Origin of the sequence: Promicromonospora sp. NPDC057138, from assembly GCF_042670845.1 — a bacterium.
Taxonomy (GTDB): domain Bacteria; phylum Actinomycetota; class Actinomycetes; order Actinomycetales; family Cellulomonadaceae; genus Promicromonospora.
The window spans coordinates 22,335-39,676 of sequence record NZ_JBHUUX010000025.1; the positions used below are offsets into that span (position 1 = coordinate 22,335).

General features: G+C 68.2%; 13 protein-coding genes. 5 read left to right on the plus strand and 8 right to left on the minus strand.

All coding sequences use genetic code 11. The features are described from left to right. Positions 1–22 precede the first annotated feature (22 nt). Entirely contained in the window at positions 23–967 is a 945-nt protein-coding gene (locus tag ACFT2C_RS15175) for a hypothetical protein (protein WP_377207894.1), read from the minus strand. A gap of 319 nt (positions 968–1,286) precedes the next feature. Then, positions 1,287–3,437 (minus strand): acyltransferase family protein, encoded by a 2,151-nt coding sequence (locus ACFT2C_RS15180; protein WP_377207895.1) that lies wholly within the window; start codon positions 3,435–3,437, stop codon positions 1,287–1,289. Between the two features lie 326 nt (positions 3,438–3,763). Here ACFT2C_RS15180 and ACFT2C_RS15185 point away from each other — a divergent pair, with 326 nt between their 5' ends. The 3 genes from ACFT2C_RS15185 to ACFT2C_RS15195 are packed head-to-tail and all read left to right on the plus strand — an operon-like array spanning position 3,764 to position 6,320. Then, positions 3,764–4,396, plus strand: coding sequence for a polysaccharide pyruvyl transferase family protein (locus ACFT2C_RS15185; protein WP_377207931.1), 633 nt, complete (start codon positions 3,764–3,766; stop codon positions 4,394–4,396). Beyond that, positions 4,393–5,439, plus strand: a complete 1,047-nt coding sequence (locus ACFT2C_RS15190) for a polysaccharide pyruvyl transferase family protein (protein WP_377207896.1) — start codon at positions 4,393–4,395, stop codon at positions 5,437–5,439. Before ACFT2C_RS15185 ends, ACFT2C_RS15190 begins: the two co-directional genes overlap by 4 nt. Then, positions 5,436–6,320 (plus strand): glycosyltransferase family A protein, encoded by an 885-nt coding sequence (locus tag ACFT2C_RS15195; RefSeq protein ID WP_377207897.1) that lies wholly within the window; start codon positions 5,436–5,438, stop codon positions 6,318–6,320. The genes ACFT2C_RS15190 and ACFT2C_RS15195 overlap by 4 nt, the downstream gene beginning before the upstream one ends. Here ACFT2C_RS15195 and ACFT2C_RS15200 read toward each other — a convergent pair. Further along, positions 6,292–7,785: a lipopolysaccharide biosynthesis protein gene (locus tag ACFT2C_RS15200; protein ID WP_377207898.1), complete on the minus strand. Its 1,494-nt coding sequence runs from the start codon at positions 7,783–7,785 to the stop codon at positions 6,292–6,294. The genes ACFT2C_RS15195 and ACFT2C_RS15200 overlap by 29 nt on opposite strands. Before the next feature lie 611 nt (positions 7,786–8,396). Between ACFT2C_RS15200 and ACFT2C_RS15205 the strand changes: the two genes are divergently transcribed. Together ACFT2C_RS15205 and ACFT2C_RS15210 are read left to right on the plus strand one after the other, a co-directional pair. After that, positions 8,397–9,479: an O-antigen ligase family protein gene (locus ACFT2C_RS15205; protein ID WP_377207899.1), complete on the plus strand. Its 1,083-nt coding sequence runs from the start codon at positions 8,397–8,399 to the stop codon at positions 9,477–9,479. A gap of 69 nt (positions 9,480–9,548) precedes the next feature. Continuing rightward, a complete protein-coding gene (locus ACFT2C_RS15210; RefSeq protein WP_377207900.1) occupies positions 9,549–11,111 on the plus strand; it encodes a polysaccharide biosynthesis tyrosine autokinase in 1,563 nt (520 codons plus the stop codon). On the opposite strand, the gene ACFT2C_RS15215 is transcribed toward ACFT2C_RS15210, so the two are convergent. From ACFT2C_RS15215 to ACFT2C_RS15235, 5 genes are all read right to left on the minus strand, one after another. After that, positions 11,013–12,110, minus strand: a complete 1,098-nt coding sequence (locus ACFT2C_RS15215; RefSeq protein ID WP_377207901.1) for a glycosyltransferase — start codon at positions 12,108–12,110, stop codon at positions 11,013–11,015. The genes ACFT2C_RS15210 and ACFT2C_RS15215 overlap by 99 nt on opposite strands. After that, a complete protein-coding gene (locus ACFT2C_RS15220) occupies positions 12,107–12,880 on the minus strand; it encodes a glycosyltransferase family 2 protein (RefSeq protein WP_377207902.1) in 774 nt (257 codons plus the stop codon). The genes ACFT2C_RS15215 and ACFT2C_RS15220 overlap by 4 nt, the downstream gene beginning before the upstream one ends. A 39-nt stretch (positions 12,881–12,919) precedes the next feature. Beyond that, on the minus strand, positions 12,920–14,455 hold the full coding sequence (locus ACFT2C_RS15225) for a sugar transferase (RefSeq protein WP_377207903.1): 1,536 nt from the start codon (positions 14,453–14,455) through the stop codon (positions 12,920–12,922). Positions 14,456–14,586: 131 nt separating this feature from the next. Beyond that, positions 14,587–15,144 carry a hypothetical protein gene (locus ACFT2C_RS15230; RefSeq protein WP_377207904.1) on the minus strand — a complete coding sequence of 186 codons (558 nt, stop codon included), beginning with the start codon at positions 15,142–15,144 and terminating at the stop codon, positions 14,587–14,589. Positions 15,145–15,274: 130 nt separating this feature from the next. After that, the gene (locus ACFT2C_RS15235) at positions 15,275–17,170 is read right to left on the minus strand and encodes a DUF4012 domain-containing protein (protein WP_377207905.1); all 1,896 of its coding nucleotides are present in this window, start codon (positions 17,168–17,170) and stop codon (positions 15,275–15,277) included. Between the last annotated feature and the right edge of the window lie 172 nt (positions 17,171–17,342).

Consider the following 17,342-nt stretch of genomic DNA (forward strand, 5'->3'; position numbering starts at 1 on the left):
TGATTGGTGGGGTGGTGCCGGTTCAGCGGGCCAGGACCCGCCGGGCGTGGTCCAGCGCCACGACCTGCATCCGCTGGTAGTCGGCGACGCTGTCCTGGTACTGCTCCAGCTCGCCGCGGTACTCGTCCTCCAGGTCGCGCGCGGTGCTGACCAGCGATGTCTCCCGGACGGCACACGTGGCCTCCGCGACCGCCAGCTCCTTCTCGACGGCGCGCGCCTTCTCGTCGCTGAGGCCCTTCACGAGACCGGGCAGGTCCTCGCGGATCGCGGGCGGGTCCGGATAGTCGTGCCCACGCCGGCTCATGCAGTCCGACCAGGCGGCGAGCTCCACCTCGAAGCGCTCGTCCGCGATGATGTCCTCCGCATAGATGCCGACGAGGTTGGTTGCCACCTTCTCGGCCTGGAACCAGGCGGCGAAGTCCCCATAGAGCTCGTCCTTCGCCTGCGTGAAACAGCTGTCGCGCGGGGTCTGGACCGTGCCGCCCATGGGCAGCTCGGCGGTCAGCATCCCGTCGGCCGGGTCACCGTCCAGGGCCGTCGACCAGCGCAGCCGCTCCGGCTCCGGCAGCGCGTTGGCGTAGGCGTGGTTGGGGTCGTTCTGCTGGATCTCGACGACCCGGCTCTCCAGCTCCAGCCCGTAGCCGTGCTCCCGCGCCCAGCCGACGTCGTCGAGCACGTAGCCGAAGCCCTGTCGCTCCTCGACGCTCGCCACCCGCACCGGCACGTAGCGAAAGCCCTCGGCCTTCATGCAGTCCCGGACCAGGAGCTCCAGCGCCTGGTCCACCTGCACCTGCTCCGCGTCGGTCAGCTCGCGGGCCGCTGCGTCGGCGTCTGCGGCGTCGACGTCTGCCGCGTCGGCCTGCGCGGCGTCGGCCCCGGACAGTTCCGAACCTGCTGCTGCGGTGCAACCCACCGCGGCCACCGCGACGACTGCCGCCACACAGGTTGAGAAAAACGCTCGCCTCATGCCTTGTCACCTCCTCGACGGACCGTGTGTCTGACGTTCGCCCCCTGGGGGACAGGGGGCGAACGTCGTTGCTCACCGCCCGGGGGACGGGGGTGAACGCGGCGTCATCAGCGCCAGGACCCAACGTAGGGAGGGGGCCTTGCAGGAAACTTGTGGGGGGCTTGCAGCCGGTCAGGAGTCACGACGAAGCGGGTCAGACGAAGACCGGCAAACCGAGCCGCCAGGTCAGCGGGCGCAGCAGTCCCGCAGCCTCCATCCGGGCGCGCATGCCTCGGTGCGGGTCATCTCATCAACGGCGAGGGAAGCGCGGATGATGCCGTCATGGTTCAGGTTCGGCGGCGGAGACCGCACCCGATCCGCGTTCGAGCGCCCGCTGTACCTCCGCCAGGAGGTACGGGCCGAGAGTCCGGGCCCAGGTCGCGGTGACGTGCCCGCCCGCATCCCGGTACACGACGACGTTCCCGACCACCGACGGGCAGTACCCGTCCGCACAGTAGTAACGGGTCAGGTCCACCACGTCGACACCATCGACCGAACGTCCCGCCTCGGCCACCGGGTCCGGTGCGTCGAAGGCGTCGGCCTGCAAGGTCCCGCAGCCGTCGGCCACGTCGAACCAGACGCGGCCGACACACTCGACGGCGTCACGGTTCGCCTCCGGGTTGTCGGCGACCACGATCACGCGGACTCCAGCGGCCACGGCCTCCCTCATCACCTCGGCATGGTCCGCCGCCACCGTGGTGGTCCCGCGCTGGGAGGTTGTCAGGACCAGGTCGAACTCGCCCGAGGTCACCCGGTCCTGGATCGCGGGCAGGCTGGCTCGGCAAAAGCGCACCTCCGGCCCCGGCACGAACCAACGGCAGCCCCAGCCGACGAATGTCGTCACGCGCCAGTTCAGCTTCTCGAGCTGCGGCTCCAGCGCCGGGACCAGCTGGGCGGCGTGGCTGTCGCCCACGAGCGCCACCCGGTACGCGTCCGGTGCGTCGCTGCCCAGGTCGCACGTGCGCAGCGCCTCCGACGCCGCCATGAAGCAGGCGAACGCCTCACCTGTGTCCGGCAGCGCTGCCCGCGGAAGCGGCGTCACCGCTGTGCCCGCGTTCAGACGGGCGCAGTCGTGCGCGGGATCGAGCGCTGCCGCGCCGAAGCAGTCTCCAGGTTCCGCCAGCGTCCGGCCGACGCTGACCACCGGCGCCGCCTCGTGCTCTTCAGGCTGCGCCGCACGGACACCGGCGTCGGCCACCACTGCGACCAGCACCACCGCCCCGGCCAATCCGACTATGCGGTACCACCCCGGGGCGGGTCCCGTGGGCCGATGCCTCGCGCCGTCCGCCCGGCGCGCCCACCTGAACCAGTCCGCTCGCCGCGTCGGCTGCTCCAGCCAGCGGTACGACGGCGCGGACAGCGCGAGCGTCCCACCGAGCGCCACCGCCAGGTACAGCGCGCTCCCGCGCGGCAGAAGACTCACCAGAAGTACCGCCACCGGCCAGTGCCACAGGTACAAGCTGTACGAGATCTCGCCCAGGTAGACCGACACCCGATTAGTCAGCACGGGCACCGCCACCGGGCCGCCCTCGCCTGCGGCGATCACCAGCGCGGTGGCCACCACCGGCAGTAGCGCCCAGGGCGCGGGGAAGCCCGCGCCCTCAGGTACCAGCAGCACAGCCGCCACGATCCCGCCGAGCCCTGACCATGCCAGCACCACCCGGACCGCGCGGGACGCGAGCCGAAGCCACGGGGCAACGACAGCGATCAGCGCGCCGAGGCCGAGCTCCCAGGCCCGCGAGAAGGTGGAGAAGTACGCCACCTTCGCAACGGCGGATGTCTCGTGAAGTGCCCAGCCGAACGAAGCGAGCGCGATGATGCCGACCGCCACGCCGGCGACCAGCCGCGCATGCTCACGCCGCCAGCCCAGGAACCGCACACCGAGCAACAGGAGGCCGAGCAGCAGCCACGGCCAGACCATGTAGAACTGCTCCTCGACCGAAAGCGACCAGTAGTGCTGGAGGGGCGACGGCGGCTTGTCGAGCTGGAAGTAGTCGGTACCGATCCGGGCGAACTGCCAGTTCGACAGGAACGCGGCCGCCGCGGCGGCATCGATGATCACGTCACGGATCCGGCCCTCGATCAGGACGTAGGACGCACAGACGGTCACGAAGAGCACGGCAACCGCCGCCGGCACGATCCGCTTGATCCGGCGCACGTAGAAACCGGTGAATGACACGGACCCTGTGCGCTCGTACTCGCGGAGGAGCATGCCGGTGATCAGGTAGCCGGAGATCACGAAGAACACGTCCACACCCACGAAACCGCTGTGTGGCCAGCCGACGACGTGGTCCGCGACGACCGCGAGCACGGCGACCGCGCGCAGCCCCTGGATGTCCGGGCGGAAGGCAGTCGCCCTCTCCTCGCGCTTCGCCCTCCTGTTCCGGGGCCGTCGGGCGGGTGACAAGGCATGCGGTGCGATCGCCGGCATGTGGGAGTCTCTCGGTGTCCTGGCCGGAGTCGGGTCCGGGTCGCCGTTCGGCGAGCATCGTGATTTCCTGGTGCTCAATTCCAAACTCAACGATCGGGCATAGCGAGTAATGCCGCACCCCGGAGAGATCCATCATGGAGACATTCGCCTGGAATCCCCGGCACAACAAGCTTCCCCGGCCTTTCCGGGACCGGTTCTTCGGTCCGCGGACAAACAATTTCGGCGACCTCCTGGGACCCCTCATCGTCCAGGGGATCTGCGACCGTGAGGACCTTGGGTGGCATGCCCCGACCCGCCCCGGACGCCTCATCACCGTCGGCTCCGTGATGCACGTCGCGCGCGACGGCGACGTCATCTGGGGTTCCGGCGTCAACCCGAGCGTGCGGGTCGGCCGGCACCGCTTCACCGCCCTGGACGTACGCGCGGTCCGCGGACCGCGCACCCGCGCGTTCCTGGCCGACCGCGGCCAGGACGTGCCCGCGGTGTACGGAGACCCGGCGCTGTTGTTGCCCGACCTGTTCCCCGTCCTCGCCCGGTGGTCCGCAACCAAGGCGCACGCCCTTACCGTGGTCCCGAACCTGCACGACTGGGACCGCCTCAAGAACCACCCTTGCGCGGTCAGCCCCCGCTCGGGCTTGTGGCACGTCCTGCGCACCATCGCCCAGAGCGAGCGGGTCATCGCATCGTCCCTGCACGGGGTGATCGTGGCCGAGGCGCTCGGCATCCCAGCCACACTGCTCAGCGGCCACGAGAAGCCGTTCAAGTACCAGGACTACTACGAGGGCACCGGTCGCCCGATGCCCACGCCGGCCGCGACCCTCGACGAGGCGCTCCGTCGCCCCGCCGAGACTCCTGACCTCTCAGGCTGGGATGGCGATGCCCTGTACCGGGAATTCCCGACGGACCTGTGGGACAGCGCTGCGGCGGGCCGCAGCCTCGCCCCGATCGAGGCCGCATGACGGAGATACTGCACCGCCCGAGGTCGCTCCACGAGATCCGGTTGGCCACGCTCGACGTCCTCGCGGACGTCATCGGTAGCGGGCGGGACGTCGCATTGCTCCAGGCACCGAACCAGCGCAATGTCGGCGACACCCTCATCTGGCTCGGTGAGCGCATGTACTTCACGGCCCTCGGACTCCGGCTGCGGCACGTCAGCGACCTCGGGGGGTACGACGCCGACGCGGTCCGCGCGAGCCTGCCCGAGGGCGGTGTGGTGCTCATTCACGGCGGCGGCAACTTCGGCGACCTGTGGTACGGGCACCAGCTGCACCGGGAACAGGCGGCGCGCGACCTGCCGGATCTCCCGATCGTCCAGCTCCCCCAGTCCGTCTATTTCGCCTCGCAGGCGAAGGCCGAGCAGGCAAACGCAGAGCTCGGCGCACATCCTGACTTCACGCTCCTCGTCCGGGACCAGGGCTCGTCGGCGCGCGCCGAGCGGCAGCTGCCGGACGTAGCGACGCGGTACTGCTGGGACACGGCGCTCGGATGGCAGCCCCCGCGACGTCGCCCCACGCGGACCGCCCGACGTCCGCTGGTGCTGGCGCGCACCGACAAGGAAGCTGCTTCCGGGCTCGGCTCCGTCGACCTAGGGGCCGAGCTCGTAGCGCCGGCAGACCGGGCCGACTGGAAGAACCTCGGTCCCGACGCCGTCGCGTGGCACCTGCTCCGCGCCCTCCCGCGGTTGGCACATCGGGTGCCGGCACTGCGCAGGCCGGCCTTCCAGCCACTGATGCGCACCTGCATCAGCGCGATCAACGCGATCAACGTCCGCGGCGGCGTGCGCCTCCTCCGTGATCGGCCGGTGGCCGTCGTGGACCGCCTGCACGCCCACATTCTTGCCGGACTGCTGGAGGTTCCCCATGTGGTGCTCGACAACAGCTACGGGAAGATCAGCACCGTGTACGCCGAGTACACCCACGTCCTGCGCACCGCTCGGTTCGCGTCGGATCTGGACGACGCCCTGAGCCAGGCCCGAAGACTCGCCGCCCGGGAGCCCGTGTGATCGCCTTCGTCACGTCGCTGCGCCACCCCCTGAACTCGGACGACTACCCACGAGTAGAGGCGCTGCTGCGGGACACCCTGAGATCGCTCACCGCGCAGGATCACCCGGACTTCGTCGTCTTCGTTGTCGGCAACAAGGAACCGGGGTTCCCGCTGCCGGACAAGGTCCACTTCATCCCTGTCGATTTCCCGCCTCCCGTCCTGACCAGAGGGCCGAGGACCCCGCGAGACGCGTTCGTCTGGGACAAGGGCACCAAGATCGGTATCGGGCTGCTCGCGGCGCGCGCGGTGAAGCCCGACCACGTCATGATCGTCGACGCCGACGACTTCGTGCACCGCGGCCTGGCCGGCTTCGTAGCCCAGAGACCGGACGCCCCGGGCTGGGTCCTTACGAACGGCTACATCTACTCCCGGGCCCGCCAGACCTACCGGCCTCAACGAACCTTCAACCACGTGTGCGGCACCAGCCACGTGGTGCGCTACGACGCCTACGCGGTGCCGGACCGACTTGACATGCACGCCGACCAGACACAGGTCGCTGAAGGCTACGGAGAGCGTCTGCACGCAATCCTCGGCGCCCACCACGACGCCCTGGACTGGCTCGCCGATGACGGTTTTCAGCTCGCCCGGCTCCCCTTCAGGGGCGCCGCATACCAGGTGGACACGGGCGAGAACCACTCCGGATATACCCTGCGCGGTGCTTCTGTCCCGGTCACGCACCGGTTCGAGGAGACATTCGGTGTGCCACCCCGCGACAATCATGGCGAGCCCGTGTGGCGGGCGCTCGGTCCACATGCGGCTGTAGAGCACGTGAGTGATCTGTCGCAGAAGGTGCTCCGAAGGCTCAAGTCGACTACGACGCCTCGCGTGCCCGGCTCGTGAGCATGCCCCCCGCCCGTGCCAGCAGGCGGGCGTCGTTCCTGAGCGCTGGCCACAGCGCCACCTCGACGCTCAGCACCAGCACCATCGCAACGGCCGCAATGCCGATCGACACCCACGGGTACTGCGAACCGATCAGGTGCGTCAGCCCGCCGGCCGCCGCGCCGGCGACCGCGTGCGCCACGATCACCCGGACCGCCCCCAATGCCACACCACGCACAGATACCTTCCCCGCGCGCCCAGCCCACCAGAGGCTGACCGGCCAGAGGGCGGCGGTAGCCGCCGTATATCCGACCGCTACGCCCATCAGCCCCCAGTAGCTCCCGGCCAATACGGCCACGACGACGAACGGCCTGGTGCACAGGGCCAGTCGGAACTGCGCCTTCGTGACGCCCGCCGACATGAAGATCCAGCCTGGTATCGCCGTCAGGACCTGGAAGATGCCGGCTACGGCGAGCGCCGAAACCAGCGGCACGAGGTCGAGCCAGCGTGAGCCGAGAACGACCTCGACGATGGGGCGCGGCAGGAAGACGAGGAGCATCAGCAGTGGCACGATGGCGTGCCCCAGGACCGCCTGCCCCCTGATCACGTATCGCACGTACGGGCCGAGGTCGTGCCGCACTCGGGAAAGTACTGGTAGCGCCACGCGCGCGGCGGGCCAGATGAGCTGGCCCACCGGCAGCATCATCATCTGGAACGCACGGTTGTACAGGCCGGTCGCGACTGCCCCGAACCGGGCACCCACTACTACCGTGTCGACGTTCATTCCCACGTAGTTCACGACCTGCGCGCCGAGCAGGTGCGCCCCGTACGAGACCTGCTCCCGGACCGACGCGTGCCGGTCCGGGAGCCCGGGCCGCCACCCAGCCAGACCGATCGTCAGGATCGTCGAGACCAGGACGACCGCGACCTGCTGCGCCACGAGGGCCCAGTACGACCCGGTCGCGACCGCCACCGCGATCGCCACGCACATGCCGGTGAACGACGCCGTGACCTCCACGCCGGCGACCGTCGTGAACCGCAAGCCGCGAAGTAGGCTCGCCCGAAACTGTGACACGAGCCCGCTGAGCACGAAGACAACCGCGATCCAACGGGCGACGCTTTCGAGCGCCGGCTCGCCATACGCGGACGCGATCAGCGGCGCAACGAGCGCCACGACGGCACCGGCCAGGACTCCGAGTGCGGAGTTGATCCAGAACAGGTTGTCCCGCTGACCCGGAGTCAACGTCCGCGCCTGGATCGCGGCCTTCGAGAGCCCGAAGTCCTGCAAGAGGTCGGCGATCCCGGCAACAGCGAGCACCATCGCCACGTACCCGTAGTCCCGGGGATCGAGCAGACGGGCGAGCACGGTGAGCGACACGAGCTGGATGCCGACCCGGGCAACCTGCGAGGCCATCGTGACGGCACCGCCTCTGGCAGCCTGCTCACCGAGCGCGGTGCCGGACTCTTGGGCATCCGTACCGGCCAACGCAGTGCCCCCCTGTGCTCACGACGACGGAAATGTCCGATCGAGTTGACACGACATTAGCGGGGAACGCCGGCAGTGGCAGGTCGAGGTCGGACTGCTTATGGCTGCGGCCATACTTGCGCATACGCAAGACAGGCAAACGATGCAAACGCGACGTACTGTGTCCGCTCGCGATCTCGCCTCGCCGGAAGCAACTTTCCCGAATATCCTCGCCGGGAGCCGACGCTCCTGCTGGAGCCGGACGAACTGCGTGTATCGCGCCTGCAGGCTCGCAGCCCTCGAGGTCCGTGTCTTGATTGAACGGAAGAAGGACGATGATGCCCCTGCGACCTGCTACCAGGGCAGGGCCGGGCCTTCCCCCGCACCCCACTGCCGGCCGGATCCAACCCCGACGCGGCCACGGCGGTATCACGTTCTCCAGCTTCGCCTTCGGCATCTGCGTATTCGCGACGTGCAGTAGAGGCGTCCTGGAAATAACAATCGGCAAAGGTGCCGGCTACGCCGCACAAGCAATGGCGCTGGCCCTTGTCGTGGTCGCACTCTGGGTCTCGGGACCCACCCCGACCAGGGCCTCGGCACGGAACGGCGTATTCCTGTATTGCTTCGCGTTGGTGACCATCCTTTCCGGATCATACGTCAGCATGTTCAAAGAATTTACGGCCGCGTGGATCTACGTCGCCGTCATGCTTCTTTTCGCGGTGCCGATGTGGTTCTTCAGCTCCAATTATTTCGAGGCTGCTCGGAAGATCAATGTTCCGTTCTGGCTCGGTGCAGCAGGCGTGGCGTCGGTCGTCGCCGCGACGGCCCAGCAGGCGCAGCTGCTCCTCGATGTCTTGCCTGGAAGCGACCTGGCGAGCCTCGGAGGCCTGGTGCGCCCCTCGGGCCTGAGCGGAAGCTTCCTGCACTACCCGCTCTTTATCTCGCTGGTCTTCTTCGTGTTCGCGCAGCTCTGGTCCAGCCGCCGACGGGCCATCTACAGCCTGCTTGCCGCGGTCTTCGCGGTCGCTGTCGTCGTCAGCTTCTCCCGCTCGGGGGCAATGATCCTCATATTCGGCATCGCCGCGTTCGCCGTCACCTCGAGAAATGCGTCGCAGCGCGTGCGGTTCGTGTTCGCCGGGATCTCACTCGCGATGATCCTGTCACTCGTCATGCGCGACACGATCTACGCAACCCGAATCGCGAGCTCGGTGGACCTCGAGGCGGGCGGAAATGCCGGCCGCATCACAGGGTGGATGAACGCCCTCGAACTGTGGGCGGATTCTCCGATGGTCATCGGGGGGTACACCGGCATGTACACGAATATCACGCAGAACTTCGGAGAGGCATCGTCGGGCGTGGTCGAGTCCGGAATTCTCCAGCAGCTCATCAGCGTGGGCCTGATCGGGGCCGTTCTGTACTACGCACTCATGATCGCCACAATCATGGCAGTGGACAAGCGGCACGCCTGGTTGCGAGCGGGGATGCTGGGAGCAGTCCTCGAAACTTTCGTCTACCAGTCGGTAGAGGTAGTTCCGTTCATGATTGCCTTCCTCCTCATGCCGATCGTTTCCATGCACATCGCCGGAGATGATCCCGGATATTGGAAGGGAATGATCGCGCCGGCCGCAAGGCGGTCGTTCGGAGCTGTCGCACGTGCCGCCCGATTGCCGATCGGCTCGCGCGCTCCACACGCGGATTCTCACCGCACTCGTTAGATTGTTGCAGAACTTGCACCACGTCAGTTTCGTGAACCGTCGCCTGCAGAATCGGACATTGGGGGTCTCGTGGGCATCATCGACTACGTCAGAGTCGCCAGAAAGCGTTGGACGTTCATTGTGGCCCCTGTGCTGGCGTGCTTGCTGGTCGTCCTCGTGTACTCCTACTCACAGCCCCCTCTCTACACAGCGCAGTCCCTGGTATTCGTCTCGTTCAGCTCTGCGCAGACCACGACGGAGCTGAACGCAGGCGCAACGTATGTGCAGCGCCAGGTCGTCTCTTACACCAACCTCGTCGGTGCCGAACGGGTACTGGATCCCGTCGTGGAGGAGCTCGGTCTCGACACGGGCACACCCGCGCTCCGCAAGCGCGTCACGGCGGAGTCACCGGCAGACACAGTGCTCATCCAGATCTCCGCCACCGACGAGGAGCCGGTGCTGGCCGCCAAGATCTCAGACGCCGTCGCGCAGAACCTCGCCAAGGAAGTTGCCGAGCTGGAGACCCCGGTCGAGGAGGAAACGTCTCCGGTCCGGCTCGAGGTCGTACGCAACGCGGTGGTCCCGACAGCGCCTAGCGCGCCGAACATCCGCCTCAATGTCGCCGTCGCCCTCATCACCGGCCTGATGCTCGGCGCCGGTCTGGCGGCGCTGCGGGAGGTACTCGACACCCGCGTGCGCTCGGAGGAGGACGTCGTAGCGCTGACCGATACCGCCGTCATCGGGCACATCCCCCTCGACGAAACCGCTCTCGATCATCCCCTCGTGGTTCAGAGCAGCCCCCACCATGCGCGGTCGGAGGCATTCCGCCGACTACGAACAAATCTCCAGTTCCTGGATCTCGAGGGTGGTCCACAGGCGATGGTCGTCGTCTCGTCGGTACCGAACGAAGGGAAGTCGACCACGGCGATCAACCTGGCGATCACACTGGCCGATGCGGACGCCCGGGTACTGCTCATCGACGCCGACCTCCGCCGGCCGTCCATCGCGAACTACCTCGGCATCGAAGGTTCAGTAGGACTGACGACCGTTCTGATCCATCGCGCTGAGCTGCAGGACGTCATTCAGCCGTGGGGCTCGGCCGGCCTGTTTGTCGTTCCCTCGGGAGCGATCCCGCCGAACCCGGCGGAGCTGGTCGGGTCCCGCGCGATGGCGAAACTCATCGAGCAGGTCCGCGAGCAGTACGACTACGTCATCATCGACACACCTCCGCTCCTGCCAGTCACCGACGCGGCCCTCATCGCCAAGATGACCAACGGCGCGCTGATGGTCACCGGGTCCGGTCTCGTCCGGCGTGACCAGCTGCTCCAGTCGCTTGGCAACATGAGTTCGGTGAACGCTCGCGTCCTCGGAGTCGTACTGAACAAGATGAAGTGGGAGGACACCGGAGGCTACCGGTACGGGTACTACACCTACGGGCCGAGCGATGGGGACGGCACGGCGCAGGGACCATCTCGGCGCGCTGCCGCTCCGGTCATCAAGCCACAAGCCGAGAGCGGAGAAGAGGTTCCCGCACGGACACTCGCGACCGACGCCCTACCCCCGCGGCACAGCGTGCCCCGACCGCAGCGGCACATCGCTCCTCCGTGGCTGACGGCAAAGAACGGTTCCGTTGTCACAGATGTCACGCCCTGAGGCGTCGCGTACGGGCTCTCCGGCCCCGTTCGTCCTACGCAGTCGCCGCAGACGCCATACCACCCCAACCGGATAGCCCACCATCTTTGCCACATCGCCCACCACGACGACCGCGGGCACGCTGACGAGCAGCCGAAGCACCCGGTGCCAACCTTTCGGTCTGCGCGCCCAGGCCCGGCGACAGAACTTGGCCGCATAGAACGCGAAGCCGAGGGCGAGCGCGAGGCGAGGCACGACACCAAACGGCGCCAGCAAACCGACGGCACCCACCGTGTACGCGCCATAGCGCAGCGCGTGACGCCGAGGCCACAGGCCGGACTTCCCGTCGCCTCGGGCATAGCGGTAGTACTGCTTCGTATATGCGTGCCATGTGCCTCGTGCCGACCACTTCGCGATCGCCGTGGGCTGGAATACGAACTCCATGCACGCTCGTCTCAACGCCAGATCGAAGACAAGGTCCTCGCAGTAGTCGAGCCACTCTGGGTATCCGCCCGCGGCGCTCCATGCGTGCCGGGAGACGAGGAGCGAGCGACTGGACGGTAGGAACCGGTCCGGATCGATCTCGTCCAGGACGGGCATCAGGAGCGTCGCGAACATGCGCTCGTTCCATGAGGACCAGGTCGGCTCGAAGAAGCCCGACACGACGTCTGCTCCCTTACGCGTCCGGGCCTGCACGAGTTCCTCGAGCCATTGCGGTTCGAGCACCGTACCGGCATCGGTCACCGCGATCAGGTCGTGCTGGGCGTGCTCGATGGCCTGGTTGCGGCCTGCCGAGATGTTCGCGCCGGGCGACTCGACGACCCTGACCTTGATCGAGGCGCGGTCACTCCACGCCGAGAGCACGGCCAGGGTCCTGTCGGTCGACCCGCCGTCCACGACGACGACCTCGTCCGGCGGAAGTGACTGCTCCTCGACAGACTGGAGGAACCCGGGAAGGCTCAGTTCCTCGTTCAGCACGGTCATGATCAATGACACCGGCAGCGTTTCCGACGTCGTCACGCCACTGCGCCCCTTGCACGCAGGCCCGCGGCCTCGATCTGCCTGATCCGGCGAGCGAACCTGCCGAAGGGCAGGAGGCAGTGCGGGTGGACCCGGTAGAAGCGCGCGGCCGAACGAAGCTCGTGCCGCCACGCGCCAAGGGAGAACCCGCGCCGCGTCTCGCGTCCCCACCCGTGCGTCCACCGGACGTCGCCGTCCACGCGGACGCGCATACCGGCCGCATGCGCCCGCATGCAGATGTCCGAGTCCTCGTAGTAGATGAAGAAGCCCTCGTCCCACCCGCCGAGTCGTTCGAAGTCGGACCGCCGTACGGCGACAGCGGCCCCCATCGCCCACACGACGTCGACGGACTCACCCACGTCGGCGAATCGGAGGTATCCGTCGTCGTGCCGCCCCAGCATGTGACGTACCTTGCGGATCATGGTTGGCGCTCCACGTCCGTTCTCCTGGAGCGACCCGTCCGGGTTCACGAGCTGTGGCGCGATGATCCCGCCTTCACGACGAACACGCTCGGCAAGCGTCGCGATCCCTGATGCGGTCACCTGCACGTCCGGGTTGCAGAAGATCAGGACGTCCTCATCGCTCTCCGCCACGCCACGGTTGTTCGCCGCCGCGAACCCGACGTTCTGCGCGAGCGCTATGACGTGCGCGCCCAAGGATCTCGCTGTCTCGACCGAGCCGTCCGACGACGCGTTGTCCACGACCGTCCACGCCGCATCTATGGCCGTGGACCAGTACTGCCGCAGGACCTCCGCGCTGTTATAGCTCACGGTGACAAGCCGAACTCCGGGCATGACGCTCCTGTCGGTCTAGTACGCCCCGCTCGGCGCGAAGACCGCTCGCGCCGTCCGCAGCATGATTCCGATGTCGCCCAGCAGGCTCCAGTTCTCCACGTAGTAGAGGTCCAGACGCGTGCCCTGGTCGATCGACAGGTCGTTGCGACCGCTCACCTGCCACAGGCCGGTCAGGCCCGGCTTGACGAACAGACGGCGCCTCAGCGCGTCGTCGTACTGCGCAACCTCGAGCTCCACCTGCGGGCGTGGGCCGACCAGGCTCATGTCGCCCTTGATCACGTTGAGCAGCTGTGGAAACTCGTCGAGCGAGTACTTGCGCAGGAACCGGCCGAGCCGGGTGACGCGCGGGTCCGCCTTCGGCTTGTAGAACACGCCGACGTCACCGCCGAGCACCGTGGCGAGCTCCGCTTCCGCGTCCAGCCGCATCGACCGGAGCTTGAAGAGGGTGAAGGGCTTGCCGTGCTGACCGATCCGCTGCTGTCTGAACATCGCCGGACCCGGGCTGGTCAGGCAGACCAGGCATGCCAGGACGAGCATCGGCACGGCGACGGTCAGCAGGATCAGCGTGGCGACCACCACGTCGAAGATCCGCTTGATCGCGTGCTGCGTCCCCGTGTAACCCGGGGGCGAGACCTGCACGACCGGCACGCCGTCGACCGGCGTGATCATCAGTCGAGGGCTCGCGATGTCGGCAAGTGCCGGCACCACCACGAGCTCCGCGGCCGTGGGTTCCAGGTCCCAGGCGAGCTGCTTGAGCGCCTGCGGCGTCGCGCCGTCGGACGCAGTCACCGCCACCGCGTCGACGTCGTGGTCGCGCGCGACGTCCGCGGCGTCCTCGATGCGGCCGAGCACCGGCACGCCGTCGATCGGTGACGGGATCGCTGTCCCGCCCGGAAGGCAGACCCCGACCACCTGGAACCCGGCCTGGTGGGTGCGATCCACCCTGCGGCAGAGGTCGATGACGGCATCGCGCGCCCCGATGACCAGCGTGCGCCGCTGGAACTCGCCCCGTGCCCGTTCCCGGTGCAGCTTGTGCGCGAGCAGCCACCGGCCACCCACCACCAGCGCGATCCCGATCGGGAGGGTGACTGCCACGTACGACCGTGCCAGATCGAACTTGACGAGATAGCAGATGATCGCGGCGAGCCCGAAGAGTGCGAGCGTGGCCCGCACGACGCGGAGGTACTCCTCCCGGCCCGAGCCGAGGACCCGCGGGCTACGTGAGCCGACGACACCGAGCGCAAGGACCCACGCCTCGGCGACCACGACCGAGATGAGGAAGTACTGGCCGCCTCGCGGCTCGAAGAGATCCGCCTCGATGCTCCGGTCGAACCGAAGCACGTACCCGAAGGCGACCGCCGCGGTGACAGCCGCGATGTCGACGAAGAGAGCCCGTCGGACGATCACGTCCTGCCAGCGAGCCGCCGGCCCCCGGTGGTGCGACGGCGCTGTCATCGACCCGATGCGGAGATGATCTCGGACGGCCAGCCGCCGCTCGAGATCCGCAGCCTGGCTGTCGACGTCTGCGGGAAGACGATTGTCGATGGTCAAGATCCGCTCCTGGACTCGTGCATCGGGACCTATCCATCAATGCGATGACGGCGCGCGCTGCACCTCACCTCCACGGAGAGGTGCAGCGCGTGGGCCGATCAGGAAGCCGCCTGAGGGGCGGTCCCGGTGGGTCAGCTGCGGCGAACCCGGACTCGGGTCGCCACGATCGCGGCCGAACCGAGGACCAGCAGGCCGCCGGCGATCACGAGGTACGGGAGGCTCGAGGAACCGGTCACAGCCAGTCCACCCTCGTTGTCGTCGTCCCCCCCGTTGTCGTCGTCCCCAGCCGCGAGGGCGGTGATCGTGAAGACCTCGGACAGCGGATCGCCGGCTGTGTCGAGGACCTGGAAGTTGAAGTCGCCGGGTGCGGAGACGGTCACGTCGACGTACGCGAGGCCCTCTTCGTCGAGCGTGAAGGTTTCCGCGCTGGTACCGGCCACTTCCACCTCCTGGTCGACCGTGCCGGTCTGCCCCTCGGGAGCAGCCTGGACCGTGACGGTCTCGCTCGCGAGGCTCTCGCAAGCGATGGTGTAACCGAAGCCCTCGCCCGCGGTCACGGTCTGGTCCGTAAAGGCCAGGAAGCACGGAGGTTCGCCGGGCCCGTACCCGTCGTCTGCGGCCGCGGCCGCCGCTGGGGCCAGCACGGCAGCTGCCGTGATGGCCATCGCGCTGATGAGGCGTCGAAGCATTGCTCAGTCCCCTGGTGTTGTGGCGTTAACTGCTGCACGTCGATATCGGTGCCTTCGCACCGGACACCGCGACCCGGCATATCCAGCGCGAGACGCGCGTTCCCTCAGTCGGTTTCCTCAGTCCGGAACGTCATTCTGTGATGGACACCTTCGCGGGCCGGGGGCCCGGGGTTGTCCGCAGAATGACGTCTCCGTCCTGATGCTTCCCGGTGATAATTACATACGTAACAGAGGAAGTCGCGCCCGGGCGCAGCGTGATATCGCGGAATGTCAGCCAGAGCTGGTCATGCTTCTGCGGCGATAGCCCGATATCTTCGGAATTCTCGGACACGGAGTTGATTCCCCCGCCGGCCGGCGCATAGACGAGCGCACGCAGCCGGATCTCACCCGGTCGGCTCTCCTCATAGCCCACGATGTACTGCGACAGATTGGTCACCTCGTCTGCGTCGACGCGCGATGTGTAGGTGACGGTCACGGCCAGCTCCCGCGATCCGTCCGGGCGCGTCTCCCGCTCCTCCACGGCCACTTCGGTGTCGACGTAGTAGGCAATCTTCGCCATCTGAATACCCTGGGTAAAGACGCCGACCACCGGGTGGTCGCCGTTCACACCGCGGAGCGCCCCGTCGAGCACCGTGCCCTCCAAGAGGTCCGCCTCGGCCGGTTCGCTGGACCACACCAGCAGCCGGCCCTCGCGGGCCGCGTCGGCCAGGGCGTCGACCCTCTGGGCCGGATCGCCGGCTCCCGCCGACAGGGTCGCGAACGCCTGCTCGGCCGTCTCCGCGAAGATCGCGTCCTGCGCCGCGGGCGTCTGCGTCTTGTAGACCCCGTTGAGCAGGTAGGCCACGAGCTTCTCGCCCTTGAGCACACCGCCCGGGCCGGTGTCGACCTCGCCCATCAGCCCGGCCAGTACCGCCGGGTCCGCCGTCAGCACACCGTCCACGGTCAGCCCGGTCTCGCGCCGCCACATCTCGCGCGCTATCTCGGCCGACCTCGGAAAGTCCGGCGTCGACGTCACGTTCTGCATCCACCGCCCCAGGTCCCCGCCGCCGAAGATCCGCTGCTCTTCCTCGGTCAGCTGGACAACCGGCTCCTTGAACGGTCCCACCATCGACCCCGGACGCTGGTCGGTGAGCTCGATCTCGCCGTCGTCGGCGTGGAGCACCATCGCGGTCCCCGTGATGCCACCGAGCGACCGCGGCTCCGCGTTGTTCTGCACCAGCACGAGGTAGTCCCGCGGCCCGTCGGCGCCCAGCATCGGCGGGATGAGCTGCGCGGCGCGCGACGCCGTCGCCGTCGACATCCGCAGGTCGAGGAGCTGTCCCTCCAGGTCAGCGACCGCGTCCGCCACCTGCGGCAACATCGGCGAGCCGTCGATGCCCTCCACGCTCTGCAGCGCGTACCCGACGGACTGATCGGCCAGCTTCACCTCCGGCGCCACCTCCTGCAGGGGCTCGAGATCCACGCGTCCGTCCGTCGGCGAGAGCGTGGCCGGGTCCACCACCTCGACCACCTCGGCGAGCCGCGGCAGCGGTCCCTGGGCCAGCTGATCGACCGTTGCCGCCATGGCGGCAACAGCCTCGACGGTCGGTCCGACGACGGGCAGCCGGCTCACGAGGGACCAGTGCGGCCCGTCGGTCGCACCTCGGGCGTCGGCCGCGTGTCTCTGCAGGTCGGCAACGGTGGCGTCGAGGCTCTCGGTGCGACCCGCGACGGCGTCGGCCTGCAGGGTGTCGACGCTGCGCGCCGCCTGTTCCAGCGAGCCGCGGGCCCGGACGGCGTCCAGCGCCACCCATGCGACGAGGATCCCGAGGAGCACGACGAGCCCCACCACGCTCAGCACGGCGATCTTCAGGTTCCGCCGCCGCCGACGGGTCCAGAATGCCGGCCTGGGCGGCGTCGGCTTCTTCCACGGCGTCGGTGCGGGCAGCGCCCTGCGCTCCGCGATGGCGGTGCCGAGACCTCCGGTGGCCGCACTTCCCGGGTCGGGTGATCCGGCCCTCCTGAGCGGCACGACCTTGGCGCTCACGTCGGCGCTATTACTGATCTGCGTTCTTTCAGCTGGGCTACCTTTGGGTGGGAACACCGGTGTGCCCGCCCATTTCTCGCCCCATCCAGGGTGCGTCACCGGACCTCCTGATGGCTCTGCGCGCAGTACGCGTTACGGTACCCGCGACATGCCGGGCGGGCGCGGCGAATTG